Here is a 25,482-nt window from a genome sequence, read left to right as displayed (position 1 = left end):
CTGAATTGTATTAAGGTACTTTATAACCCTTGTTTTAGTGGATATTGAATTTTGACTAGTTTGAATTCTTCTGTGAAAGTTTTTTCACAGGTTTCAATCCTTGTTTTAGTGGATATTGAATTTTGACCCTATATGTTTTATGACAGTAAGCCCATAGTGTTTATGTTTCAATCCTTGTTTTAGTGGATATTGAATTTTGACAACAAGCAGTTCACCACAAGTGAAACATATTGATATGTTTCAATCCTTGTTTTAGTGGATATTGAATTTTGACGGATATGACAAACCACGCTGCCTAGTAGTAAAAGTGAGTTTCAATCCTTGTTTTAGTGGATATTGAATTTTGACAATACTGATATTGCTGGCGATAGCAAAAAAATGAGGTTTCAATCCTTGTTTTAGTGGATATTGAATTTTGACTACTACAATTTTGATGACGGCACAGGCACAACATGTTTCAATCCTTGTTTTAGTGGATATTGAATTTTGACGAAATGTTAATGTGAAGTGATACGTATTCTGTAATTAGTTTCAATCCTTGTTTTAGTGGATATTGAATTTTGACCAGATCTTGTCAGGAGGGCAGTTCTGAAAGAATTGGAGTTTCAATCCTTGTTTTAGTGGATATTGAATTTTGACTAAGTTCAAGGGGCAGCACCCTGAACTGAGCCTGTTTCAATCCTTGTTTTAGTGGATATTGAATTTTGACTCCAGTCTTTCATGAATGGGAAGGGACATCTCATCAGGTTTCAATCCTTGTTTTAGTGGATATTGAATTTTGACATAATTTGTGCAGAGTATGAACCCGTATCGGTATAGTTTCAATCCTTGTTTTAGTGGATATTGAATTTTGACAATTTTTCGAGAGCCAGCAAGTCATCAGGGAACACAGGTTTCAATCCTTGTTTTAGTGGATATTGAATTTTGACTATTGGAAGCCTCAACTGTAATAATTGCTCCACTGGGTTTCAATCCTTGTTTTAGTGGATATTGAATTTTGACGACGAGGGTACAAAAGAAAAGGCTCCAGAACCAGAGTTTCAATCCTTGTTTTAGTGGATATTGAATTTTGACAATCACCTACAATTTGATACACTCTTATATAACAATAGTTTCAATCCTTGTTTTAGTGGATATTGAATTTTGACAGTAGCAGCAGTGGTCCCCATTCTACCTCTGGCAACAGGTTTCAATCCTTGTTTTAGTGGATATTGAATTTTGACTATGCTCAATTATAACCTAAATCTATAAAGGATAGTTTCAATCCTTGTTTTAGTGGATATTGAATTTTGACCACGAATTTGTATTCCCTGGTGATGGTTTTCTATCCGGGTTTCAATCCTTGTTTTAGTGGATATTGAATTTTGACCATGTCCAATTTCAACTGCAGCGGGCTGATAATCGAGTTTCAATCCTTGTTTTAGTGGATATTGAATTTTGACGAATTGGAGAATGGAATTGAAGTAACATTCCTGGATAAGTTTCAATCCTTGTTTTAGTGGATATTGAATTTTGACGACGAGGGTACAAAAGAAAAGGCTCCAGGACCAGAGTTTCAATCCTTGTTTTAGTGGATATTGAATTTTGACAATCACCTACAATTTGATACACTCTTATATAACAATAGTTTCAATCCTTGTTTTAGTGGATATTGAATTTTGACTCTATCAGGATTGGAGAAAAACGCTCCATTAAGGAAGTTTCAATCCTTGTTTTAGTGGATATTGAATTTTGACTCACATACATATTCCGCCTCAATTCGTGGGAATAGTTTCAATCCTTGTTTTAGTGGATATTGAATTTTGACCCCCGTACTAGCATCATATTTTCTCCTCTCCTCACGTTTCAATCCTTGTTTTAGTGGATATTGAATTTTGACAGAGATCATTCGCACCTGGCACACATACGGTGATTAGTTTCAATCCTTGTTTTAGTGGATATTGAATTTTGACTTTTGCAGTTCTGGAAGATGTTGACTATATAGTTATGGTTTCAATCCTTGTTTTAGTGGATATTGAATTTTGACGTTATTTGTTGCTGTAAATGAGGATTGATATGACTCAGTTTCAATCCTTGTTTTAGTGGATATTGAATTTTGACACGCTGACCAGTAGATGCATCATAGACTGTTCCATACAAGTTTCAATCCTTGTTTTAGTGGATATTGAATTTTGACCAAGGTATGTAGAAGTTGGTCTTGCTGGATCAAACGTAGTTTCAATCCTTGTTTTAGTGGATATTGAATTTTGACCAGACTTGTATACACATATAAAGAGTATACAAATCAAGTTTCAATCCTTGTTTTAGTGGATATTGAATTTTGACCCACGTAAACCATGCCTGACTCATCTGCTGTAATTGAGTTTCAATCCTTGTTTTAGTGGATATTGAATTTTGACGCTGGCAAATCTGCATCAATGCTACATCATGAAGGCAGTTTCAATCCTTGTTTTAGTGGATATTGAATTTTGACAAGTATCCGCAATCAGTACCCACCAGATGAACGGGTTTCAATCCTTGTTTTAGTGGATATTGAATTTTGACACAGAAATCCTCAAGATCACCACTAAAAACAGATTGTTTCAATCCTTGTTTTAGTGGATATTGAATTTTGACGCAGAATTCTACGAGGCAGAGAAACCCGACGGTGCACCAGGTTTCAATCCTTGTTTTAGTGGATATTGAATTTTGACTTAGAAAGGCGCTTGAATACGAATTCGAAGAGAAAGGATGTTTCAATCCTTGTTTTAGTGGATATTGAATTTTGACTATAGCGAAACACAACCAAAAATAGACATATTGTCGTTTCAATCCTTGTTTTAGTGGATATTGAATTTTGACAATTGAGGCGGGAGGTCGGCTGATGGCGAATTTGGAGGTTTCAATCCTTGTTTTAGTGGATATTGAATTTTGACAAAAGAATTACTTTCTTCATTACTTCCCCCCAATATTCTGTTTCAATCCTTGTTTTAGTGGATATTGAATTTTGACTATGACTTACTGGTCCTAATTCCTGTGTGCTTGTATCAGTTTCAATCCTTGTTTTAGTGGATATTGAATTTTGACACCCACTTAAGTAAAGATTACTGAGATACTGTGAAAGAGTTTCAATCCTTGTTTTAGTGGATATTGAATTTTGACGAGGTTTTCCTATTAATAGGATATTGTTTTAATCCCTGTTTCAATCCTTGTTTTAGTGGATATTGAATTTTGACACATTAATATGGAACGAAACAGTTACACATGGATGTTTCAATCCTTGTTTTAGTGGATATTGAATTTTGACAAATGGATCAGAAAGTGAAGGACGGGCATTACATGAAGTTTCAATCCTTGTTTTAGTGGATATTGAATTTTGACTCTGGTATCAGAAAAGAACTTTAATGCCACAAGTAGTTTCAATCCTTGTTTTAGTGGATATTGAATTTTGACAATGCCTGGACATCTCCCATGTATTCAGGATTCTCCAGTTTCAATCCTTGTTTTAGTGGATATTGAATTTTGACTGGTCAAACTCGCAGGCGATGCACAGGAAGTACAAAAGTTTCAATCCTTGTTTTAGTGGATATTGAATTTTGACAAGAAAGCAGGCAAGAAACGAGTTTACAATGGCGGAGAGTTTCAATCCTTGTTTTAGTGGATATTGAATTTTGACCAAAGGGATTGGTACTTGATGGAGTATTTGCACCACTGTTTCAATCCTTGTTTTAGTGGATATTGAATTTTGACACGGCCAGCACGTCTATGCAATTGACTTCGGGTACAAGTTTCAATCCTTGTTTTAGTGGATATTGAATTTTGACTTTTACATCATAGACAGTATCTGACAATAGTATGTGTTTCAATCCTTGTTTTAGTGGATATTGAATTTTGACTCCAATAAAGAAATTATTACTCATTAGATATGGCTGTTTCAATCCTTGTTTTAGTGGATATTGAATTTTGACAATGGTAGAAAATTTAGATATGGAAAGATGCAAGAGGTTTCAATCCTTGTTTTAGTGGATATTGAATTTTGACATATTGTGATTCTGCAGAACCTGACAGGATTGAAGAGAGTTTCAATCCTTGTTTTAGTGGATATTGAATTTTGACAATTCAGCCGTCTTCTGTACAAAAGGAGATAATTTAGTTTCAATCCTTGTTTTAGTGGATATTGAATTTTGACTTTTCTTTATGGATTGTATGAGGTATACAAAAATAGTTTCAATCCTTGTTTTAGTGGATATTGAATTTTGACTAATATGAGGTGAAATAATGAAGGACAAAGTATGTTGTTTCAATCCTTGTTTTAGTGGATATTGAATTTTGACAGTATGCTATCCGTATATGTGATAATCCAGGAGAAATGTTTCAATCCTTGTTTTAGTGGATATTGAATTTTGACGTAATAATGACTTATCTATGATTAGTATGGAAATATTGTTTCAATCCTTGTTTTAGTGGATATTGAATTTTGACCTACTGTAGTTCTGTTTTCCTTCTCTTTCCAATCATCGTTTCAATCCTTGTTTTAGTGGATATTGAATTTTGACATTGACAAAAACTTTGAACTGGACACATCCAAGATGTTTCAATCCTTGTTTTAGTGGATATTGAATTTTGACATTGACCGCTTTTACCAGGAAGAATTCGAGCCAAACGGTTTCAATCCTTGTTTTAGTGGATATTGAATTTTGACAAGAGATGCAGAAGTCGAGGTAATACTTGACATGGAGTTTCAATCCTTGTTTTAGTGGATATTGAATTTTGACAAATTTGCCTGCAGCAAATACACCAACGCCACAGGGTTTCAATCCTTGTTTTAGTGGATATTGAATTTTGACCTTATATACCTTATTCTTTCGTAGAAATATATCTTGTTTCAATCCTTGTTTTAGTGGATATTGAATTTTGACTGTGATCATCGTCTGTAAGCAATCTTACAAATTCTTGTTTCAATCCTTGTTTTAGTGGATATTGAATTTTGACAGAAATGGGGAATTGCATAAGAATTTAGCAAAGAGGGTTTCAATCCTTGTTTTAGTGGATATTGAATTTTGACTCAACTAGATGAGATCCTGGAATTGGATAATCCTCTGTTTCAATCCTTGTTTTAGTGGATATTGAATTTTGACGCGGTATTTGCACAAAAGTATGTACAACGCGTATAATCGAGTTGGCTGAAGAATCAAATCTTCCACAGGTGCAGGAAGCAAATGTTCTACGCTGCATCAAATGCGGACACTGTGAGGTTTTCTGTCCATCTCAGGCGCTGATTCTGGATCTGCGTCCAGATGAGAAAGTCGCACTTCCTGACGGCGTTGGTGATATCTCAACTGAAGATATAGGTTTCTATCTTAAGAAACGCAGGTCAGTGAGGCATTTTACAAAAGAACCTGTTCCACGGGAGAAAGTTTTAGAGATTCTTGACATTGCCCGCTATGCTGCATCGGGAACCAATGGCCAGCCGGTTCAGTGGCTCGTTGTTCATGACCCGGAAAGAGTCCGGAAGATTGCAGGACTCACAATCGAATGGATGAAGACTCTTGTGAATACCTCTCATCCCATGAGTGGCTACGTACCTTCACTAATTTCAGCATGGGAGAATGGAAATGATATCATTTGCCGGGATGCTCCGCATCTGCTTTTCGCACATATTCCTGAAGAAAATCCGATCGCATCTGTTGATGCCATAATCGCCCTCACGCATTTTGATATTACCGCACCGGCATTTGGAGTAGGTACATGCTGGGCTGGCTTTGTTGCTGCGGCTGCCACATCTTACGAACCTCTTCAGAAAGAACTTGGTTTTCCGGCAGGAAGGAAAAGTGCTTATGCAATCTTATTCGGGCATCCTCTGTATAAAATATATGGAATCCCACGCAGGAAGCCTCTTGAGGTTATGTGGCAGTAATTTTTTTTTAAAAGAACTTTTTAGTGAACAATTAAAACAACATCCAAATCTAAAAAGTAAGTTAGTCCTGCAATAATCTTGCAGGATATTTTTATTTATGCAAATGGGTGTGCTGCACTGTCCTTTTTAGCAAGTGCTTCATCAACGGTAGGAGTTCCATCAACTGCACGCTTGATCGCAAGTTTTGTAGCTTCGTAGTTGAATTCGTAGATCTTATCCTTGTCCTTTGCATCCCACTCGATGAATACTGAAACAATGATTAGTAGGTCTTCAGCTTCTTCCTTTGGAATAACTCCTTCATCGACACTGTCCATCACAGCTTTTGCAATAGATGCCTGTGCAGGTCCAAACATCAGGGATGCCTGTGCCACATTCTTCATTGTCACCTTGTTTACAAGGAGTGTTGCAGGTTTTGGTGTAACATTTGGTTCAAGTACAGCAAGTAAAGGAGAGTGTCCCTGTCTTGGCATTGCAAGGGAATTCATAAATGCAGTTTCAACAGCACTTCCTTTTCTGCCTATCACAAGGTCTATGTGTGCAACTTCCGGTCCTTCACCAACTAAGGCTTCGCCTACCAGGCTATTTAATATTTTTGTCATTTCTTTCACCTCAATCAGAACTTTGTAGAAATGCATTGTATGATTTTTAGTCCCTAATACATTTCTACCGTTCCTTATTTTCACATCACCACATAAACAGGAGAACATATAAATAGTTATTCTAACCATTTGGTAACCTGGTGAGAAATCATGGGAGACCTGGAACGCAGTCCTATAGACATAGCAATAAAACTAATAAGCAAGAAATGGACGCTCAACATAATCAGGGATATGTTCTGTGGAAAAAAGCAATTCCATGAATTCTTAAAAAGCAATCCAAAGCTCAGCAGTAAGGTACTGTCTACTAAATTGCGTCAACTGGAACTAGATGGATTAATTGAAAAGGTAATTGTGTCCAAGACTCCGGTAACCATAGAATATCACCTGACCAGAAAAGGAAGAAACCTGAACAAGGTGCTTTATGAACTTTCAGGATTTGCATACAGGGAATGTGCTGATGAGTCTACTCCGGCATGCACGGAACACAGTTATGAATTAACTAAAGAACTGCTGAATATAGAGGATTGAAAATACGTCTGATAACTTCATTCTTTTCCGTGGTAATCCCGATGTATGAGCTTACTCCATACTCCTTGTCACTTTCTCCCCACACCCTTAAAGAACATATAATTGAACGTTCCATACTCCGCCGCCGTCCTGTGCAGATCCTCGATTCCCCTGGTTTCAATCCTTGTTTTAGTGGATATTGAATTTTGACACTATACGCTACGCTACTATATATAGGTTACTATTAGGGTTTCAATCCTTGTTTTAGTGGATATTGAATTTTGACTTCCAAAATTACCTTTACTGAATGAACCATCTGTAATGTTTCAATCCTTGTTTTAGTGGATATTGAATTTTGACTAGACAGGTATTATCTTCCGGGAAATACCAGAATTTGTTTCAATCCTTGTTTTAGTGGATATTGAATTTTGACGAGGATGCAGAGCAATGATTTAATATGTGTATACTGGTTTCAATCCTTGTTTTAGTGGATATTGAATTTTGACATGGACACAAAATCGATAGGTTGTGGAAATATAAAGGTTTCAATCCTTGTTTTAGTGGATATTGAATTTTGACGGCTTGAGTCTAACTACAGCAAAAAATTAGACTGGTAGTTTCAATCCTTGTTTTAGTGGATATTGAATTTTGACTCCTGTGAAAGGGGCGTTGACTTATGAGGATCACAAGTTTCAATCCTTGTTTTAGTGGATATTGAATTTTGACCTCCCTAGTGGTCTGATATCCTTCCTCTACGGCCTGGTTTCAATCCTTGTTTTAGTGGATATTGAATTTTGACTATTGAAGGATTTAAGTCATTTAGTGCTACATCCCTGTTTCAATCCTTGTTTTAGTGGATATTGAATTTTGACAAGCGGTCACAATCCTGCCGGATGGCAATGGTGGGCTGTTTCAATCCTTGTTTTAGTGGATATTGAATTTTGACTGATATGTGATTCCCACAAATTGACATGCCAAAGTAGTTTCAATCCTTGTTTTAGTGGATATTGAATTTTGACGGTAGAGTATTTCCCCAAAAAGCGCAATGTAGAACAGTTTCAATCCTTGTTTTAGTGGATATTGAATTTTGACCAAATATTAATTCTTTCTTTTTTGTGACTGTGATATTGTTTCAATCCTTGTTTTAGTGGATATTGAATTTTGACTCACATTTAATCCGGTTGATGCATATCACTGGATCAGTTTCAATCCTTGTTTTAGTGGATATTGAATTTTGACTATCAATTTCATCAACAACCCTATAGTCGCCAATCGGTTTCAATCCTTGTTTTAGTGGATATTGAATTTTGACCTCCTGTTGTCGGAATCTGTTAGATTATTCTAAATCAAGTTTCAATCCTTGTTTTAGTGGATATTGAATTTTGACAGCACAAATTTCACCCTCTTTTGTCCAAAAGAAGCCCTAATATCCCTCCTTTTCAAGTATCTCAATTCTTGAACCATTTCTATCAGATCCCTTATAAATACAAGAATTATACGCAAATATTTCTATAACAACAATCAATGCATTTGGATTTATACTTTGTTGCCTTTGGATATACTCCCTTTTCTATTATATCAATTGTCTTTTTGGCAACTTTTATAGCCTCATCCACATCCTCAGGTTCAATTTTAATAGACTTGACCATATTATTACTTCGTGTATAACAAATATAAGCTCTATTGACTTCTACATCATAATTCTCAGAAATCATCAATGCCTGCAAATAAAGCTGATATTTATGAGTCATATAAATTTTGTCTTTATATTCTGCAAACTTATATTCAAGAGGAGCAGCGGTCCCGTCTTCGAGAAACAATACTTCATCAACAATTCCTTTAATGTGATTTACTTTTGAGGCAACAAAAACATTTCTTTCTTTAGATATACAGCCAAGTTTCTTTCTCATATAAGATGTATTGGTAATTCGACGTATTTCATGTACATCTCTTCCTCTTAAAACTTTAAACCGCTTTTCTTCATGCTGCGGGATACCAAGGCAATAAATAAAATAAATAAAACGGGGACAGAAAAGATATTCAATCACATCAGAAATTGTAATTATGACACTACTATCTCTCATTGTACCCCAAATATTTCTTCTTAAAAGAAAGTAGTTAAAACTTCGTCACTCACCAGATTTTTATCAAAAGCCTGCCCCAGCAATTTAACTTTTTTGAATGACTGGTCATCCATTGGAAAAATATATACAGAATCTACATCTTCATCAATTTCTTCTTCACACTCGATTGCAAGAGAATCTCTTTCATTTGCGTTCAATTCCCCCAGGAAAACACTTTTTTGAACCCTGTAGAGTCCATAATTCTTACACGCATCACTCACATGTTTTCTGCAGGTATTATCTGATATATCATATACCACCCAGGCAAGCATAAAATTCCTCACTTAATCAAACTATTAGCAATTTTATGACAGTCATATTGCATGGTGTTTTTCAATTTAATATTTCTGCCATTATAGGATATCTTCTTTTCCATTGTTTCATTGAAAACCTGCAAAAGGACAGCTTTTCCCTCTTTATTTAAAGTAAGCCCGTTTGGAATAGAATCAAACATTTCATCATTGACTTTCCTTTTTGAAAATAAGTTCACTACTGTCCTGTCCGCATGTATTCTGTACAGTTCAATAAGATCAAAAACAAGGGATTTCTTATTGTAATTGTCAGTATGCAAAAAACCCACATATGGATCAAGGCCCGATATAATACAGGCTTTTTCAACCATTGAATAAAGGACGCCATACCCATAGTTGAGCAGGCAATTAAATCCATCAACTGCAGGGTTGCGACTTCTGCCGCTAAATTGCCATTTATCAGGCATTATTAGATTGATAGCTTCAAAATAGTTTCTGGAAGCCATTCCTTCAATTCCCATGATGGTTCCCCTTACTTCTTCAAGATCGCCTTTGACTTCCTGAAGCTGGGACTTCAGGTTTTCAATATTATCTACATATTCCTGTAAGTCAGCTTTCAATTCAGGCCTGTTTTTCTTAAGATCTTTGAGAAAATCTACCTGATTATTGATTTTTTCGTTAACCCATCCTTTTGCCATTCTGGCACCCTTTGTATTATCCGAATATTCAAGCTGGCGCCTTCTTATTAAAACAGTACTTCCGAGTTTTGAATGCCATACTCTGCCATAAGGGTAACCAAAATGGTCCAGAAAAATGATATCGATATTGTTTTCCACAGCGAATTTGATTGCATCGGTGCTTATTGTAGCTGCCGTGGTAATCATTATACTTTCAACTTTACCGGCGGCTACTTCGAATTTTTTATCATCGTTTTTAACAAGAAAACAGTTCTTGCTTTTTTTCAGGTAGGAGCCGTAACTGTTGATTACAATTTGTATTTCATCATCCCCTCATTGTTTTTCAATCGAACCATAGCCTCTGGATACGGATTTCCCTACTCCTAAGTAATCAGGAATATCAAAATTTGCTTTGAATCCTCCTTTGAAAGCAATCATACTTTTTCCTTTAAAATTAACTTTGATCGGTATTACATTTAATTTTATGCGGATTTCGTCATTCACCCAACAATCAAGGCTTTTTGCCATTGAAAGTAAGTTGCCAATTAAAATTTTAGATAATAGGGAATCCTTTGCTAGTTCGTCTGCATTTCTATATTTTTCACTGTTATTTTGATTTAAAGCAAGCCAGGGTGTCTTGAAAATATATTTATGTATATCGTTGCATGTTCCAAATGAGGCCGAATTTGTGTTAATTTCTGCTCTCTCCAAACAAAATCGTGTATTTTCAATATTAATCTCTTCTGTACATATTCCCACGTCTAATATCAAATTAGCACCATCAGCAACACCTACCAGAGTAGGAATACCTTCGATTACTTTATACTGCACAACCGGGTACCTATAAATTGGCCCTGTATCGGTGTGATTATGCATACGGTCCTCTGAAGAATATGTCTTAGCAAAAAACCCTCGAATTTTGGCTCCGTCTCGCATACGAAGGCGGACATCAGGATATTGTACACATGTATAGTTTATATGCAAGTTTACTCCTCAAAAAATTTCAATTTGTGAGTTATCTAAAATGATACCTCTTTCTTCAGAATATAGTTGAGTTGAATCGCAATTCTTCGGGAGATATTCTACATCAAAGCCTTTTATTTCTTGAAGACTATCATGTAACGAAGAATAGGTTTTATTATTGATTGATATTTTATATTGGTTCAAACGCCTAAATAAATTTTTGATTTCGAAGTTATATTCCCATTGTGTTTTATTTTCTTTCCAGTTATTGTGCAAATGAACTAGACTATTAATTATACTAGAACATGTGGAATCAGCTTCAATTATAACATCATGCTTTGGAATATCTTTGTTATCAATAAGCTCGAATGAATTCCTTAATTTCTTAAAATCAAGAACTTGTATATGCTTGGATATTTCTGTCGATATGTCATGGCTCACTTTTTTCATTATATTTTGAGCATATTTCTCATTTAATGAATAGATGTCCTTTTCTTCAACTATATTCTTATCTTTAAGGATGTCTTGTGTAATATCTATCAAAAATGGGGGATAAATATAGTTGTGATAATAATATCCGGTATTTTCATCTTTCAGTCTATATAAATGAACTTCACTTGGTTCTTCACTCTTTCCATTTCTATTAGCACGCCCTGAGGTTTGATTTATAGAATCAAGTGGACAAAAATCCCGATATATAACATCCATATCAATGTCTACACCGGCTTCAATTAATTGTGTCGACACAACTACTAAATTTTCTTCACTTCTTTTAATAAAATCGATTTTTTCAAGTCTGGCCTTTGGGTAAATTTCGGTGGACAAATAAACACACTGTCTGTCTGTATTTTCCTGTAGTAGTTCAAATATATCCTTTGAAGTTTTGATTGTGTTCAAAACAATTAAAAAACTCTTATCTGGTCTTTTTTCAATATCTTCAAGCAATAAATCCCCAAAATTATCCAGAGAAGAACTTTCAGATAAATGATTGCATATTTTTATTCGATTTAAATCTTCAAAATATGTTTTTTTATTTGGTACAAGTTCATGGCTATCAATTAGTATTGGCATTGTAGCAGTAACAAAAATAAATTTTACATTGTATTCACTGGCCAATTTATTGAAAAATTGCCTTATTATTGGATAATATTTTTCGTCTACTTCTTGTATTTCATCAAGAATAATTATGGAATTAACTATTCTATGGAAACGATGGCCTATCGAATGGTTGCCAATCTTAAATATAGTATTGAATAGTTGCACGAATGTAGTGGTTACTATTTTACTTTGCCAGTTATCAAAGCAAAATCTGGCATCATAGTTCTCATAATATTTATCTTCGGATTCATATTTTATTTCTGAAAGTGAATGGTACTTTAAGATTTCCGTATCTTTTGGTTCTGAATTTTGATTATATTTAACTATGTTAGCCAGTTCTCTGTAATTTTGATCTATGATACTTAAGAACGGAAGGGTATAAACGATATCAGGAGCATATCCATATTTTTTCTCAAGTTTGTTTGCCATGTAAAGAGCTGAATAATAAGCAAGGAAAGTTTTACCTGAACCAGTAGGGATATTTATGGAAAAAAAACTTTCAGATTTCAGATCAATTGATTGAAGCTCTTTTTTCAGTTCATCAAATATTTGTTCACGTATATTGAATATGTGTGATTTTTCAAGAAGGGGATTTTTTGACAACAATTCTTCACGTACATGATTTTTATATTTCTCAACGGCAAAACTTGGTTTTTGAGATGGTAAATCCGGCGTTTCGTCTATGAGCTGCATTTTGTCTGCCGTTAAAAGTAATGAGTAAAAATAGCTGAATTCTAAAATGTAGTCAATCGTATAACCATTATTTGTCCGCTTTTCTTGACTCCAATTTTTCCTAATTTGACGGATGTTGCCTCGATTAGCAAACTTCAAGAAATCATCTAATTTCATATCATAGATGCGTTCCAGTTCACATTGACTATTTTCTTTTATATCTGCAAGTTGTTTTTCCAAAATATCGTATTCGTCTAATAATTCAGTTTCATCTTTAGTATTTTTGATACTTCCATGATGTCTCTTTATAGCCAGATAACCCATTAGTTTGTAAGGTTCTGGAAGCCACCAGTATGCGAAAATAGCAGATAGTAAGGAGTGATTTTTCTCAGTTCCAAATTTTCTGGATTGTCTTGATGATTTTTCATCATAAGTTATATAGTCCTGGAAAAATGAAGTTGCTTTACCAAAATCATGTGCCATACATATCTTTTTTATGGCCTCTCTTTTCTCGGAGTTTTCCGTTTGCTTATCGAATATACCTAAAGCAATTGATGTAACACCCTCAAGATGCTCTTTTAAAGACTGGTGAGGGTGTGATTTCAAATTGAAATCTTCATTGGAAAAAGAAAACGTTTTGTCCGACAACTTCATGGAGTTCTCCTGTAGCATTTCCTTTCAATGCACATGGCCTATCATTCTTGAAACCAAACATTATTTTTTCATATTTAGTGTATTCCCGTTTTTCATTATTTGAAACTGGAATATTGTCAGTAAATATTTTTAAATCGCAATGATCAAGATCAAAACAATTAATTGGAATTATACTATCCACATTGTTTCGGGTTTGTGTACGTATACTTTCACACCGGGTTTCAAAAATAATTTTAGCTACATGTTCACTTACACCAAGATAAGGAGTAAAAACTGGTTTCTGATTTTTCAGATGGTCTTCCAGTTCATCAAGTTTCTCTGGTCTCCATGATACAAAAATTCTATATTCAGGGTTTCTCAGGAATTCGGCATTAACTGGAAAGCTAAAAAGGTCATTTTCATTTTTCATGCTAACTAACTTTATTGTCTGCATATCTTTATGAATTGGAGACAGTACCTGAATACCAATCCTCATATCTTTTGTACTTTCATAAAGATCGCCCCTATCTATACCAACAATTGCTCCAATCAGCCCTTTTATTGCTGGTGGATGAATGCATAAAAAAGTAAGAGCAGAAGTAGTGGTATATGGTTTTCTGAATTTTGCATATCCACTTTTCACTCTAAATACCAAGCAGTCCATAAGGAACCTCCATCTCATTAGAAATTAATTACTTCAAATTCTTCTGGGAGGTTGACAATTTTGGCCGTATTGTGCTTATAAATGACAATCTTATCGATGAACTCTTTCTTGGACTCATAATATTCATTTAACTTTTGAAGATCAAGAGTTGTCTGGGAAATATCTCTGACCTCATCTTTAGATGTATCAAAATTGACATCTACGTAATTAAGTTCTCCATCTATTCTATGTTCCTTATATATCACTTCCACCAGTAAACGTGGCATCTGGTTTTTTGAAGTACTCCTGTAATTTATAAGGCCATTAATCAACGCCGTAGTAAATTCACTCAGGTCATTTTCACTTACTTCAATTCCTTGTTTTCTTGCAACATTGTCATTATAAACTGCATATGTTTTAAACAAAGCATAAGGTGTTACATATTTGGACCAAATCGTTGATTGACTTTTATCTTCCCCACCCGCATAAGCAGAATTTCCTTGCATGAATTTTATTTCCGCAGGATTTACGGATTTGCTCCACATGACCTGCAAAGGACCTGTAATGTCATATTTTGGTTTGGTTATGACTGCACCAAAAAGTCTTACATCAATATATTGCTTCAAAATGTATTCTGGTAAATCATTTTCTTTTAGATCAGCATTTTTCATTATCTCTTTGATCAAATTGGTGCAGGACATTACTTTTCCTTTGTCATCCTTTTTTGTTCTTACCAGTACATTGTGGCCCGTAGATTGCCATTCATCACGAATAAACCGCTTTATTCTGACATCTGAGACTTCAAGTTGCCCTGTTATTTCATCATGTCTTGGCTTATTGTCGTTAAGCATATCCCCATTAGGATTTGCCATTGTGCTATCCCATACCAGTAAGTATTCTCGTGTGTTTGCCATCATTCATCCACTCCTTCAACTTTTAGATTATCCTTGGGTTTTCCGATCCACTGCTGCATTCCCCAGAAGAAAATATATTTCGCTTCATCATTTGGAATTTTTTCATCCCCTGCTCCCATAAGCTCTTTTGATGAAGAAAGATAATTATTCAGATATTTTTTGTTTTGAACTCCGTACTTATACATTAATTCTGAACATTGATTTGCAATATATACAAAAGTCTTGAAATCGAATTTCCTTCCAAAGAAAAAGTTCTTTTCAAGATGGGATGTTGCATTCTGCAGATCATCACCACTTTTGTATTTTTTTGACTCGTATATCATGGCATTGTACAAGTGCCCTAACAAGAACCATGCCTTTTTAACAGAGTTGTCAAAGAATTCTGAATTTTCTTCGAAAAACTGGTCTTCAGTTTCATATTCTGCCATTTCATAAACTCCTTTCTTTTTCTCAACTAATTTCCATCCATTACTCAAACATCCACAATCAACAAGGAAATTATACACCCGATGAATTGAAGAGATTTGTTTGTAGCCTTCATAATAATCATGTCTGTATTTTTTCATGGCTCTGGAAAAGAATATTCTTCGATTGATTTTATTGCCATGAAAAATATCACGAAGGTAATTTTTAGCTTCATTAGTTCCAAATATTTCATTAATCTTGGAATTCCCGCCCAAAAGATAAAGTAAAATCTGCCACAATTGAAGGTTGTAACCTGAAGCCGCATATTTATGCTCAAGTTCTGCAATTTTTGTAAAACAAGAAGGCATTACATCTCTTATATGGTATGTGATTTTCCATTCTGATTTTTGTGAAGAGAAAAATATAATGTCTACATTGGTGTGGGATTTACCAATTTGTTTCATCACCAAATCTTCATGATAACGGATATTATTAAGGAGGTTTCGATCCTCTAAATCACCGATATCCGCGTCCTCAAATATCTCTTTTATGTCTTTGTTATAATCGTGAGGCAAGAACAACATTTTACTTCCGCCCCACCATGTTTCCAGATAATTATGGATATATTTGCGACCCGCTAAAATGTTGATTAAGCAATCATAGCAGATGCCATAAGATAAACCGTCGGTGTTTGAAAAGATATTTTTGTCATTGGTATAGCACTTATAAATAATACTGTCATATAATGTATCAGCAAATTGGTTGCACATTTGGCAATATCCGGAATAGTTGACTTTTTTCAGGCCATTTTTTTCAATTTCTTCCAAAAACTTGCCCTTTGCTATATCTACTGGAGTTTTTCCATCCTTCTTGAAAAGAATCACAAAATTTGACCCTTTGTACTCTTCTATTTTTTGATCAAGAGTGTCTTTTATATCATCATACTTTTCTTCAGGGATATCGAGAAAATCAAGAGATTTTTTTATATTTTTTTCTTTGTAAGAATCTTTTTTCACAAGAGCTCCAACAAACCAATTTCCTTGTGTATAAAGCAATCCATCTCTGAAGACCTTCTTTTCAAAATCTCTAGAATCTACCGAAATTGAGTCACCAGAAACATCTATTTCAAGGATTAAATCATAATCTGCACCTTCTTCTTTTTGCCACAAATCAATTATATCCTGTTCCCCATCAATATTCTGGACTGTTTTTCCAATATTACATATGGTTTCTATCATTTTGACATATACCCCAACATAATGATTTTGGCAAGAGATATCCTCCTGTCAATATATATTATATCCCCTATGCATTGAATATTTAGTAAGAGTAAAAAGGTAATGGACTAAAAAAGTTTTTCGGTATGATTACATTATAGCATAATGTTTCATGACTTCAGATTCTTAATATCTGAAATAAACAAGAATATAGTTGATTTTAAATCTGCAAAAAAAGAACTAATCCCCAGCGAGAGACCTGCTTTCAGATGTCGTGGCAATTAATGTTATATTTTTCATTTAAAGGCACCTTTGTCAGGTGAGAGTGTAGTTGACATACAGTACTTAATTGTTAATGGTCCTTTCAGTAGAATCGTTGTAAGTAAAATGGCTACTCTTTTTTTAAGTAAAGACATTTATAATTTTAAAAATTCTTCTTAGAATTTATTATTTGCCCGTATGTGAAACATTATATCAAAAAGCCCTATACTTGCTAATGCACTGCAAATAACAAGGACAGAAACTTATACTTTATCAGCAGGATATTTTATAGCTAGAATTCTTATTAGGCCCAATACAAGTAGTAAGATTGATAAACTTAAAATAAATTCATATTGGATTCGATTTACATAAACTCCAGCTGCTATTTCACGCATAACTATCAAAATAGTAGCATCCGTTATATAGACAATTCTAATGCGTTTATGCTCACGATAATCAACGAAAGTCCTGAAAAGGTCAATAAGAATAAAAATTGTAAGAACGCCAACAACTACGTCGATGAAATTTATATGGATGAAATTACCGCCAAGAAGTTCATATATAATATATCCAACATCATATATAATTTTTAGTAATCCTACAATTATTGCTATTATTAGTATATAAAGGACGGAAAAAGTGACATACCTTATAACTGTATCAAATACTTCATCATGATCTATCATGTTTCCCTTCACGCCCAAATTAGACTATTAGTAATTGGAATGGCATCGATATAACATGTTTGCTCTAAAATATCAATGTTAGCTATTAAGAGAAAGAAAAGGTGCCTTTGTAAAATTCCTCATAGAATAATTTCTAAAGAAATATGCCTGTCCATATTGAATTAGTAACTTGAATCTGGTCCTTTAACCTAATGCAGTTTCAACTTGTTTTTCATGGTCGTATAAGTCCAGATCTAATACCTTAATCTTGTATGGGTAAATAATCAAAAAACCTATATAAAAGGATTAAGGCCTATTACTTGTAGTAGAAAGCCCCGGGCGTGATTTGAACACGCGACCTAGTGATTACAAGTCACTCGCTCTGCCAGGCTGAGCCACCGAGGCGCTTATGGTATCGAATGCAACCCATAGATACCATAATGGCACATAAATTTTATGGCTGGTTGCACTATATCTAACTCTTATGTGGCAGGAAATGGCAAGAATCGGGAAAAAACTCGTGGATCACGGGCTTGTTGAGTCTCATTTTGGAAATATAAGTGTACGTCGGGGCAACAGCATGTTGATAACCCGCAGCGGTTGTCCGCTTGATGAGATCTGTGCGGAGAATGTGGTGGAAGTTCCCATCCATACCTCATGTGAATTTGACAGTCTCGCGTCGTCGGAAACCCGGGTTCATCGGCGTATCTATCAGGAAACTGATGCCGGATGCATCGTGCATGGGCACTGCCCCTTTGCAGTAGTTATGTCACTGCTGGATGAATCTGGCAGCATTGAGCCACTGGATAGTGAAGGTGTGTGCTTCCTCGGGCCCGTGCCGATTGTTGAAGGCAGCATAGGCAGTGAAGAACTTGCCGCAAACTCCGCTGAGGCCTTGGCAGAATCCGACGGGGTTATCGTCAAAAGCCACGGCACCATATCTACAGGGAAGACTCTGGCCCATGCCTACATCAATACTACCCAGATTGAACACACCTGTAAGGTGCGTTATTACTATGATCTTGCTAAAAGTTCATTATGAAAGTAAAAGATTAAATCATGGAAGGAACAACTAAGGGGACTATACAATGACCCTGGACCGTTTCAGGCCTGTTTTTGCAGGTCCCATATCAAGACTCGCAAAGATATTTGCAGACATGGGCATAACCCCCAACCAGGTAACACTTGCTTCCCTGCTTTTTTCTGCAGCCGCAGGATTGTGCTATGCCCTGGGAGCGTCCAACATTTTTATGATAGGGGCGGCACTTATATTTGTGGTCCTCAACTCCCTGTTTGACGCGCTGGATGGCAGCATGGCCCGCTATCTCCTCATAAACGACAAGGCCGGGGATTTCCTTGATCATCTGGTCGATCGCTATGCAGATGTTTTTATTGTCGGCGGCATGATCTTCGGGGGATACGCAGGCTGGGGTATTGGCCTGTTCACAATGGTAGGCATTCTGCTGACAAGTTATCTCGGTACACAGGCCCAGGCATTATCTATCGGTCGATTCTATGGTGGAATTATGGGCAGGGCGGACCGTCTTGTACTGATCATGGCAGCGTCGCTGTTACACATAATATATCCACAGGCTATATTTGGCTACACCCTGCTTGGCTGGTCCCTTATCCTTATGGGTATTGCTTCCCATGTAACCGCCCTGCAGCGTATACATTTTATCCACACACACCTGGGCTGAAACAGACGCATGATTTAAATTACTCCCCGTAATTGGTTGTCTTCATGAAAAAATACGAATTCATCGAACATACCGCAGATGCGAGGTTCAAAGCCTTTGGGGCCACCGCAGAAGAAGCCTTCGCAAATGCTGCCCAGGCAATGTTTAACGTTATGATCGATACTTCCGACATTAATCCCCAGATTACCGAATATATTGAATTGCAGGCACCTGATCTGGAAAACCTCCTTGTGGACTGGCTTTCTGAACTTCTTTATCTCTTTGAGGTTAATATGGTTGTATTCAGTAGATTTGAAGTGTTTGCGATTGAGAAAAAAGGCCTTGAATACCTACTTTCAGCAAAAGCAGAGGGTGAACCTCTGGATCTTGAAAAACACGTATTTGACACCGAAGTCAAAGCAGTAACATATAATGACCTTGGTGTACAAATCACATCACAAGGAGTTACGGTACGCATTACAGTGGATACATGAAAAGGGGATTCGATAGGATGGATACAGAAGGACCGGAAATAGAAGGACTTGAACGGATAGATGATGATATATGGGAAGTTCCCATGGGATATAAGCCCGGGATGAGGGTACCGGGCAGGATATATCTTTCAGATAAATTGTTCACCAATCTGGAAAAGGAAGCAGTGGACCAGGTAGCCAATGTGGCCACGCTGCCAGGAATACAGAAATTCTCAATGGCAATGCCCGATGCTCATGTAGGATATGGTTTCCCAATAGGGGGAGTTGCCGCTTTTGATGCCGAGGAAGGTGTCATCAGTCCCGGTGGTGTGGGATTTGACATCAACTGCGGTGTACGTCTGATCAGGTCCAATCTGGTAAAATCCGATGTGGACGGTAAAATCAATGCCCTGCTGGATTCCCTATTCAAGGCCGTACCTTCGGGTGTGGGTTCCAAAAGCCGAATACGGGCATCGGAAAGTGAACTTGAAGCAATCTTCACCCAAGGCTCCCGCTGGGCTGTGGAGCAGGGGTATGGTGTAGAAGCTGATCTCACCCACTGTGAGGGTGAAGGCTGCATTGAAGGAGGCGACCCTGCACAGGTCAGCGCCAAAGCCCGCAAAAGAGGCAGGCCGCAGCTTGGAACCCTGGGAAGCGGCAATCATTTCCTGGAATTACAGTATGTGGATGAGATATATGATCCGGTCGCGGCTGAAGCTTTTAATCTCAAACAGGGCCAGCTTACTTTCATGATCCATTGCGGATCACGGGGTGCGGGTCATCAGGTATGCACCGACCACCTGCGCAATCTCACCCGTGCAGTGGAGAAATACAAAATTAACCTGCCTGACAAACAGCTTGCCTGTGCACCGGCACAATCAGAAGAAGCACAGGCCTATTTCTGTGCAATGGCCTCAGCAGCCAACTATGCCTGGACCAACCGCCAAATCATAATGCACCACTGTCGTGAAGTGTTCGAACAACAAATGAATATGGATGCAGATGAATTGGGTCTGAATCTGGTCTATGATGTGGCCCACAATGTCGCCAAACTGGAAGAACATGATGTAGACGGTGGAAAAAAACAGGTTTATGTACATCGCAAGGGTGCCACCCGTGCTTTTCCTGCAGGCCATCCCGATGTTCCACAGGCATACAGGGATGTAGGTCAGCCGGTGCTTATCCCGGGCAGTATGGGTACCCCCTCCTATGTGCTCTGCGGTAAGCAGGCAGCAATGGATGTATCCTTTGGAAGCGCCTGTCATGGTGCCGGCAGGATAATGAGTCGCTCCGGTGCGAAACGCACTTTCAGGGGAGAACAGATTCAAAAAGACCTCAGTGGCCAGGGCATCTCTGTCAGGGCAGCCCACCCGTCGGTCATTGCCGAAGAAGCACCCGGGGTTTACAAATCCAGCAGTGAGGTGGTGGATGTTGTTGACAGGCTTGGTATTGCAGGCAAGGTCGCCAAACTCATGCCTCTGGGTGTTGTAAAAGGTTAAAATTGAGAGAATATGAGGAAGGGAACACATTGTTTGAGGGGATGAATGGTTTTGCTTGGTTACAGTAATTCTGTATTAAACCATATGACAGGTTCCGCTTCCTCATATTCCAATGGGTGACTATAATATTTAAAATGTTTGATTAATCCTCGTGTATTCACCGCTACTCATTTAATGTCCTAGTACTTTTTTATGGCCATGACAAAAGAGGTATCACGTATTAAACAGGTCCGCATTATGGCTGATTACCAGTTCGGGAAGGGGTGTGGGAACATTCTCTTTGCCGGTGACATCACATTCAAGTTATCCCGTACCAAAAGAATCAGGCAGATATTTTCCGAAGGGAAACGTATGGCCACGGTACGTGCGAGAGACGGAATGTTCACTTTAAGTATTGAGGGGGCCTCATTGATTCATTCCCATCTTCCAACACCGGGCTATCGCGTGATGATGTGTGAGGATGCGATCCCCTTTGTCTCAAAAGGCAAAACTGCCTTTGCCAAGCATGTGGAGAACATAGACCCCGATCTGAGGGCTGGAGATGAAGTTTTGCTTGTGGATAAACAGGACAATCTTATTGCTACAGGGCAGTTATTACTTGCCCCTGAAGAAGTTCTTGCCATGCAGAACGGCCCGGCTGTTGATGTCAGGGTTGGGGTTAATAGCAGCTGATATGTAGCTGCAATCAAAATCTAAATATATATTCAAAATAAGCATGTAAATTATATTGTACTTCCTCAGAAGGTGAAACTATCGAAGACGACCAGCTCCTGAAAACCTTTGTAATTCCTCCAAATACGAAAATGGAAGAACATAATATTGTTCTGGATGAGGATATCATAGTAGGGAACCATTCCGATATACGCTACGGTATAATTGCTGATTCGGTTATAATCGGAGAAAGGGTATCAGTATCAGGTGATGTACTTGCCAGGTCTGATATTCGCATAGATATCTGGTCAAAAATCGGTGGCAATGTGCGCTGTGGCGAAAATGGCTATATTGGCGAGTTTGTGAATATAGATGGCAAACTTTTCGTTAATGGAGATCTTGATGTTGGTAATGATGTGAAGATCAACAGAGGGTTTGAAGCTCATGGCTGGATAGTTGTTCGTAATCCTGTGCCTGTAATCACTTACATTTTCCTCTATATCTCCGAACTTCTACGTATGGGTAAGGGTGAAGAAGTAGAAAAGGCTATGAGTGAATTCTTTGAAGAGGAAGCAAAAGAGATCAGTTATGGTGCTATGGTAGTTCCCAACGGATCCCGTATATCTGCAGACTCTATCAGGGTACCCGGGGCAGCTACCATAGGAGATAACTGCAGGCTCGTAGGTAATATAAGGGCTGAATCACTGGAAATGGGCGATGCTACTACTTTGTATGGAAGTATCCGGACAGCCAGTGATATCGAGATCGGTGAAAATAATGCCATCCACGGTAACATTGTCTCCCGGGGCAGGGTTGTAGTGGGTAAAGGCACCCATATACTGGGAGAGATCAATGCTTACTCTATCAGGATTCATGAGGATTCAAGGGTCGATGGTGTTATGCGAGCCACCGGTGGCACCACTTTCATACGTGAAGAAGAAGAGGTCGCCCGGGACAGGGAACTGATAAAACTGGACATAGCAGACCAACCACAATAAAAAGGTGTTCTTTTTTGAGTGAAACTACTGAGATTTATAACTCTATTGTAGAGAAAGATTCAAAATACGTTATGCAAAACTACGGTCGTTATCCTATTGCACTGGAAAAAGGAGCCGGCGCTCTTGTATGGGATATTGCCGGCAAACAGTACATCGATTGCGTTGCAGGAATAGCCGTAAACAATGTGGGACATTGCCACCCCAAAGTTGTTAAAGCAATACAGGAACAGGCAGGCAAACTCATCCATGTATCCAATCTCTATTATACCGATGTACAGGCTGACCTTGCAGAAAAGCTGTCACAGGTTACCGGCATGGATCGCCTGTTCTTCTGCAATTCCGGCACCGAGGCCGTAGAAGCTGCTATGAAACTGGCCCGTGCCTATTCTGGGAAAAAGAACTTCGTGGCCGCAGAAGGCTCATTCCACGGCAGGACAATGGGGGCACTTGCGGTAACTTCCAAAGAAGCCTACAGGAAACCCTTTGAACCCCTTCCCGGCAGGGTTGATTTTGTACCTTACGATAATTCCCCGGCAATTGCAGATGCCATTGATTCGGATACAGCAGCTGTAATTGTGGAGCCCATCCAGGGAGAGGGTGGTGTCAATGTTCCTTCCTCAAATTTCCTTAAAGAGGTCAGGGAAATCTGTGATGAGACCGGTACCCTGTTAATATTCGATGAGGTCCAAACTGGTTTCGGGCGTACGGGCAAGTGGTTCTGTAAGGATTATTTCAATGTGGCTCCGGATATAATGACAATGGCCAAAGCACTGGGTGGCGGATTTCCCATGGGTGCCATTGCAAGCAGGGGAGATATTGTTTTCCAGAAGGGCCAGCATGCCGCAACCTTTGGTGGAGGTCCCCTTGCCTGTGCAGCAGCCCTGGCATCCATTAATGCAATTGAAAAAGAAGGACTCGTGGAACGCTCCCGCATTATGGGTGAGTATTTCGTGCAGAAACTGGAAGGTTTAAACCGTGAGGATTTCCTGGAAATCCGGGGTAAAGGATTGATGATAGGCGTACGTGTGAAGGACTCATGTACGGAGATGGTAACTGCGGGCCTTGGGAAAGGTGTGCTGCTCAATTGCACAGCAGGCAATATCCTGCGTATGGTGCCTCCTCTTGTCATAACCGAAGAACAGGTAGATTCGGTGGTGGATATAATTGGCAATTTATGAACTGGTAAAACCTGAGATCAGGTCGATAGCTCCCTATGTGCCGGGCAAATCGGTTGCCGAGATCGCTGAAAAATATAATCTGGAACCCGATTCAATCATCAAATTAGGGTCAAATGAAAATCCTCTGGGTCCTTCTCCGGCAGCAGTCAGAGCTCTGCAGGAAGCTGCCGGTAATGTGAATATTTACCCTTCGGCAGATGCCAGAGAACTTGTGGATGCGATCTCTGCTTATGTTGGTATGCCCCAGGCCAATATTGTGGCATCCGGTCCGGGTATGGATGGTTTACTTGACGGCCTGATGAGAATGCTCATATCTGCAGACTCGGAAGTTGTGATTACAACTCCCACCTTTTCCTATTACGAGATATCTGCAACTGCATGTGGTGCACAACCGGTATTTGTGAAACGCAATGAAAAATTTGATGTGGATATTGACAGGGTCATTGCTGCTGTAAATGAGAACACAAAAGTAGTCTTCATTTGTTCCCCAAACAATCCCACGGGTAATATCACTGCTGAAAAAGAACTGCGCAGGTTGCTGGATTCTGTTGAGTGCCTGGTCTTTGTGGATGAGGCCTATGTGGAATTTGCAGACTCAGATATTGTATCTCTTGTAGGGGAATATGATAATCTTGTTGTTGGAAGGACCTTTTCCAAAGCCTTCGGACTGGCAGGTTTAAGACTTGGTTACGGTATAATGCCTGCCTGGCTTAAGGTCGAATACATGAAAGCTGCTACTCCCTTCAATGTAAGTGCACCGGCTGTTGCAGCAGGTATTGCTGCCCTTTCGGACAAAAAGCATCGGGAGGCCAGCCAACAAATGGTAATCGATGGTCGTGATTATTTGAAGGTAAATATGCCTTTCAATGTATATGAATCCCAAGCTAATTTTATGCTTGTGGACGTTGCCCCCCATGGTGCAAAGGATGTATGCGACCACCTGTTGCGCAGGGGAGTAATTGTCAGGGATTGCACTTCATTCCGTGATGCAGGGGATTCCTTTATCAGAGTCACAGTAGGTACAAGAGAACAAAATGAAAGAGTAGTGGAAGGCTTTTCGACCTATTTATGAGAGGCTTTCGATCTCATTTATTTTCATGAGTGGGTAATCCAGTTCTTTGTTGTATTTCATAGATGCCCGGATTCTGATATCTCCGTGAATTACTACCAGATGCACTGTCAACATTTTTCCTTCAAGTTCGCAGTATCCGAATTCACCATTTAATTCTTCGGCTATAATGTCCCTGTTTATAGTTACGTTGATCTCTTCAACAAACGGCTGTACAGAAATACTTTCAGCAATGGCTTTTTCCAGGCTATCCACATTTTGCAGGTTAAGGGGTGAACCCGTGAACTGGTGATAGAGGGCTCCCAGTTTGATCCCCGCTTCAAAAGCGGCCATTTGCGCATCATCAGGTCTCTTTTCCATGATTGGTGGGATGGCAGAGTGCTATTTATATTTGTGGATGGGGTACATTTT

General features: G+C 38.1%; 21 protein-coding genes, 1 tRNA gene and 2 CRISPR repeat arrays. Of the genes, 10 read left to right on the top strand and 12 right to left on the bottom strand.

Annotated elements, in window-relative coordinates; translation table 11 throughout:
- Positions 1 to 19 precede the first annotated feature (19 nt).
- A CRISPR array of direct repeats spans positions 20 to 5,117; the repeat unit is 37 nt; unit sequence GTTTCAATCCTTGTTTTAGTGGATATTGAATTTTGAC.
- A gap of 41 nt (positions 5,118 to 5,158) precedes the next feature.
- Positions 5,159 to 5,896 carry a nitroreductase family protein gene (locus A9957_RS10260; protein ID WP_292344130.1) on the top strand — a complete coding sequence of 246 codons (738 nt, stop codon included), beginning with the start codon at positions 5,159 to 5,161 and terminating at the stop codon, positions 5,894 to 5,896.
- A 95-nt stretch (positions 5,897 to 5,991) separates the two neighbouring features.
- On the opposite strand, the gene fae is transcribed toward A9957_RS10260, so the two are convergent.
- Positions 5,992 to 6,495: a formaldehyde-activating enzyme gene (fae, locus tag A9957_RS10255; protein WP_292344129.1), complete on the bottom strand. Its 504-nt coding sequence runs from the start codon at positions 6,493 to 6,495 to the stop codon at positions 5,992 to 5,994.
- A 150-nt stretch (positions 6,496 to 6,645) separates the two neighbouring features.
- On the opposite strand from fae, the gene A9957_RS10250 reads away from it, so the two are divergent.
- Positions 6,646 to 7,023: a helix-turn-helix domain-containing protein gene (locus tag A9957_RS10250; protein ID WP_292344128.1), complete on the top strand. Its 378-nt coding sequence runs from the start codon at positions 6,646 to 6,648 to the stop codon at positions 7,021 to 7,023.
- 153 nt (positions 7,024 to 7,176) lie between these two features.
- Positions 7,177 to 8,389: direct repeats of the CRISPR family, unit length 37 nt; unit sequence GTTTCAATCCTTGTTTTAGTGGATATTGAATTTTGAC.
- 106 nt (positions 8,390 to 8,495) lie between these two features.
- Here the strand turns inward: A9957_RS10250 and cas4 are convergent.
- From cas4 to A9957_RS10200, 10 genes are all read right to left on the bottom strand, one after another.
- Positions 8,496 to 9,086: a CRISPR-associated protein Cas4 gene (cas4, locus tag A9957_RS10245; RefSeq protein ID WP_096713054.1), complete on the bottom strand. Its 591-nt coding sequence runs from the start codon at positions 9,084 to 9,086 to the stop codon at positions 8,496 to 8,498.
- Between the two features lie 20 nt (positions 9,087 to 9,106).
- Entirely contained in the window at positions 9,107 to 9,397 is a 291-nt protein-coding gene (gene cas2 / locus A9957_RS10240; RefSeq protein ID WP_096713055.1) for a CRISPR-associated endonuclease Cas2, read from the bottom strand.
- A gap of 8 nt (positions 9,398 to 9,405) precedes the next feature.
- On the bottom strand, positions 9,406 to 10,362 hold the full coding sequence (cas1, locus tag A9957_RS10235; protein WP_279387842.1) for a CRISPR-associated endonuclease Cas1: 957 nt from the start codon (positions 10,360 to 10,362) through the stop codon (positions 9,406 to 9,408).
- A gap of 24 nt (positions 10,363 to 10,386) precedes the next feature.
- A complete protein-coding gene (locus A9957_RS10230) occupies positions 10,387 to 11,037 on the bottom strand; it encodes a CRISPR-associated endonuclease Cas6 (RefSeq protein WP_096713057.1) in 651 nt (216 codons plus the stop codon).
- Positions 11,038 to 11,046: 9 nt separating this feature from the next.
- The gene (cas3, locus tag A9957_RS10225; protein ID WP_292344126.1) at positions 11,047 to 13,440 is read right to left on the bottom strand and encodes a CRISPR-associated helicase Cas3'; all 2,394 of its coding nucleotides are present in this window, start codon (positions 13,438 to 13,440) and stop codon (positions 11,047 to 11,049) included.
- A complete protein-coding gene (gene cas5b / locus A9957_RS10220) occupies positions 13,403 to 14,083 on the bottom strand; it encodes a type I-B CRISPR-associated protein Cas5b (protein WP_096713047.1) in 681 nt (226 codons plus the stop codon). The genes cas3 and cas5b overlap by 38 nt, the downstream gene beginning before the upstream one ends.
- 17 nt (positions 14,084 to 14,100) lie before the next feature.
- Positions 14,101 to 14,979 (bottom strand): type I-B CRISPR-associated protein Cas7/Csh2, encoded by an 879-nt coding sequence (gene cas7b, locus A9957_RS10215; protein WP_241645968.1) that lies wholly within the window; start codon positions 14,977 to 14,979, stop codon positions 14,101 to 14,103.
- Positions 14,976 to 16,619, bottom strand: a complete 1,644-nt coding sequence (locus tag A9957_RS10210; RefSeq protein ID WP_096713046.1) for a TIGR02556 family CRISPR-associated protein — start codon at positions 16,617 to 16,619, stop codon at positions 14,976 to 14,978. The genes cas7b and A9957_RS10210 overlap by 4 nt, the downstream gene beginning before the upstream one ends.
- A 503-nt stretch (positions 16,620 to 17,122) precedes the next feature.
- On the bottom strand, positions 17,123 to 17,545 hold the full coding sequence (locus A9957_RS10205; protein ID WP_096713045.1) for a phosphate-starvation-inducible PsiE family protein: 423 nt from the start codon (positions 17,543 to 17,545) through the stop codon (positions 17,123 to 17,125).
- Between the two features lie 310 nt (positions 17,546 to 17,855).
- Positions 17,856 to 17,929: transfer RNA gene (locus A9957_RS10200), tRNA-Thr, on the bottom strand.
- 91 nt (positions 17,930 to 18,020) lie between these two features.
- Here A9957_RS10200 and A9957_RS10195 point away from each other — a divergent pair.
- From A9957_RS10195 to hisC, 8 genes are all read left to right on the top strand, one after another.
- Entirely contained in the window at positions 18,021 to 18,566 is a 546-nt protein-coding gene (locus A9957_RS10195) for an aldolase (RefSeq protein WP_241645970.1), read from the top strand.
- Between the two features lie 46 nt (positions 18,567 to 18,612).
- Complete coding sequence (locus tag A9957_RS10190) at positions 18,613 to 19,224, top strand: CDP-alcohol phosphatidyltransferase family protein (RefSeq protein WP_105460385.1); 612 nt, start codon at positions 18,613 to 18,615, stop codon at positions 19,222 to 19,224.
- A gap of 44 nt (positions 19,225 to 19,268) precedes the next feature.
- Positions 19,269 to 19,697 (top strand): archease, encoded by a 429-nt coding sequence (locus tag A9957_RS10185; RefSeq protein WP_096713042.1) that lies wholly within the window; start codon positions 19,269 to 19,271, stop codon positions 19,695 to 19,697.
- A 17-nt stretch (positions 19,698 to 19,714) separates the two neighbouring features.
- Positions 19,715 to 21,175 carry an RtcB family protein gene (locus A9957_RS10180; RefSeq protein ID WP_292344124.1) on the top strand — a complete coding sequence of 487 codons (1,461 nt, stop codon included), beginning with the start codon at positions 19,715 to 19,717 and terminating at the stop codon, positions 21,173 to 21,175.
- 198 nt (positions 21,176 to 21,373) lie between these two features.
- A complete protein-coding gene (locus A9957_RS10175; RefSeq protein ID WP_096713049.1) occupies positions 21,374 to 21,847 on the top strand; it encodes a PUA domain-containing protein in 474 nt (157 codons plus the stop codon).
- Between the two features lie 131 nt (positions 21,848 to 21,978).
- A complete protein-coding gene (locus tag A9957_RS10170; RefSeq protein WP_096713040.1) occupies positions 21,979 to 22,824 on the top strand; it encodes an acyltransferase in 846 nt (281 codons plus the stop codon).
- Positions 22,825 to 22,895: 71 nt separating this feature from the next.
- A complete protein-coding gene (locus tag A9957_RS10165) occupies positions 22,896 to 24,002 on the top strand; it encodes an acetylornithine transaminase (protein ID WP_243641557.1) in 1,107 nt (368 codons plus the stop codon).
- A complete protein-coding gene (hisC, locus tag A9957_RS10160) occupies positions 23,989 to 25,074 on the top strand; it encodes a histidinol-phosphate transaminase (RefSeq protein WP_128754500.1) in 1,086 nt (361 codons plus the stop codon). The genes A9957_RS10165 and hisC overlap by 14 nt, the downstream gene beginning before the upstream one ends.
- Here the strand turns inward: hisC and A9957_RS10155 are convergent.
- Positions 25,069 to 25,431: a dihydroneopterin aldolase family protein gene (locus A9957_RS10155; RefSeq protein WP_096713037.1), complete on the bottom strand. Its 363-nt coding sequence runs from the start codon at positions 25,429 to 25,431 to the stop codon at positions 25,069 to 25,071. The two genes, hisC and A9957_RS10155, sit on opposite strands and share 6 nt — an antisense overlap.
- Between the last annotated feature and the right edge of the window lie 51 nt (positions 25,432 to 25,482).

The organism is Methanohalophilus sp. DAL1, from assembly GCF_001683555.1.
GTDB classification, from domain to species: Archaea; Halobacteriota; Methanosarcinia; order Methanosarcinales; family Methanosarcinaceae; genus Methanohalophilus; species Methanohalophilus euhalobius.
Note: the sequence above shows the minus strand (reverse complement) of the source record. Positions and strands in the feature narration are given on the sequence as shown.

Coding starts and splice junctions, on each gene's coding strand:
- fae (WP_292344129.1), bottom strand. CDS start 6,495: ATGACAAAAATATTAAATAGCCTGGTAGGCGAAGCCTTAGTTGGTGAA.
- A9957_RS10250 (WP_292344128.1), top strand. CDS start 6,646: ATGGGAGACCTGGAACGCAGTCCTATAGACATAGCAATAAAACTAATA.
- cas4 (WP_096713054.1), bottom strand. CDS start 9,086: ATGAGAGATAGTAGTGTCATAATTACAATTTCTGATGTGATTGAATAT.
- cas2 (WP_096713055.1), bottom strand. CDS start 9,397: ATGCTTGCCTGGGTGGTATATGATATATCAGATAATACCTGCAGAAAA.
- cas3 (WP_292344126.1), bottom strand. CDS start 13,440: ATGAAGTTGTCGGACAAAACGTTTTCTTTTTCCAATGAAGATTTCAAT.
- cas5b (WP_096713047.1), bottom strand. CDS start 14,083: ATGGACTGCTTGGTATTTAGAGTGAAAAGTGGATATGCAAAATTCAGA.
- cas7b (WP_241645968.1), bottom strand. CDS start 14,979: ATGATGGCAAACACACGAGAATACTTACTGGTATGGGATAGCACAATG.
- A9957_RS10210 (WP_096713046.1), bottom strand. CDS start 16,619: ATGATAGAAACCATATGTAATATTGGAAAAACAGTCCAGAATATTGAT.
- A9957_RS10205 (WP_096713045.1), bottom strand. CDS start 17,545: ATGATAGATCATGATGAAGTATTTGATACAGTTATAAGGTATGTCACT.
- A9957_RS10195 (WP_241645970.1), top strand. CDS start 18,021: ATGGCAAGAATCGGGAAAAAACTCGTGGATCACGGGCTTGTTGAGTCT.
- A9957_RS10190 (WP_105460385.1), top strand. CDS start 18,613: ATGACCCTGGACCGTTTCAGGCCTGTTTTTGCAGGTCCCATATCAAGA.
- A9957_RS10185 (WP_096713042.1), top strand. CDS start 19,269: ATGAAAAAATACGAATTCATCGAACATACCGCAGATGCGAGGTTCAAA.
- A9957_RS10180 (WP_292344124.1), top strand. CDS start 19,715: ATGGATACAGAAGGACCGGAAATAGAAGGACTTGAACGGATAGATGAT.
- A9957_RS10175 (WP_096713049.1), top strand. CDS start 21,374: ATGACAAAAGAGGTATCACGTATTAAACAGGTCCGCATTATGGCTGAT.
- A9957_RS10170 (WP_096713040.1), top strand. CDS start 21,979: ATGGAAGAACATAATATTGTTCTGGATGAGGATATCATAGTAGGGAAC.
- A9957_RS10165 (WP_243641557.1), top strand. CDS start 22,896: ATGCAAAACTACGGTCGTTATCCTATTGCACTGGAAAAAGGAGCCGGC.
- A9957_RS10155 (WP_096713037.1), bottom strand. CDS start 25,431: ATGGAAAAGAGACCTGATGATGCGCAAATGGCCGCTTTTGAAGCGGGG.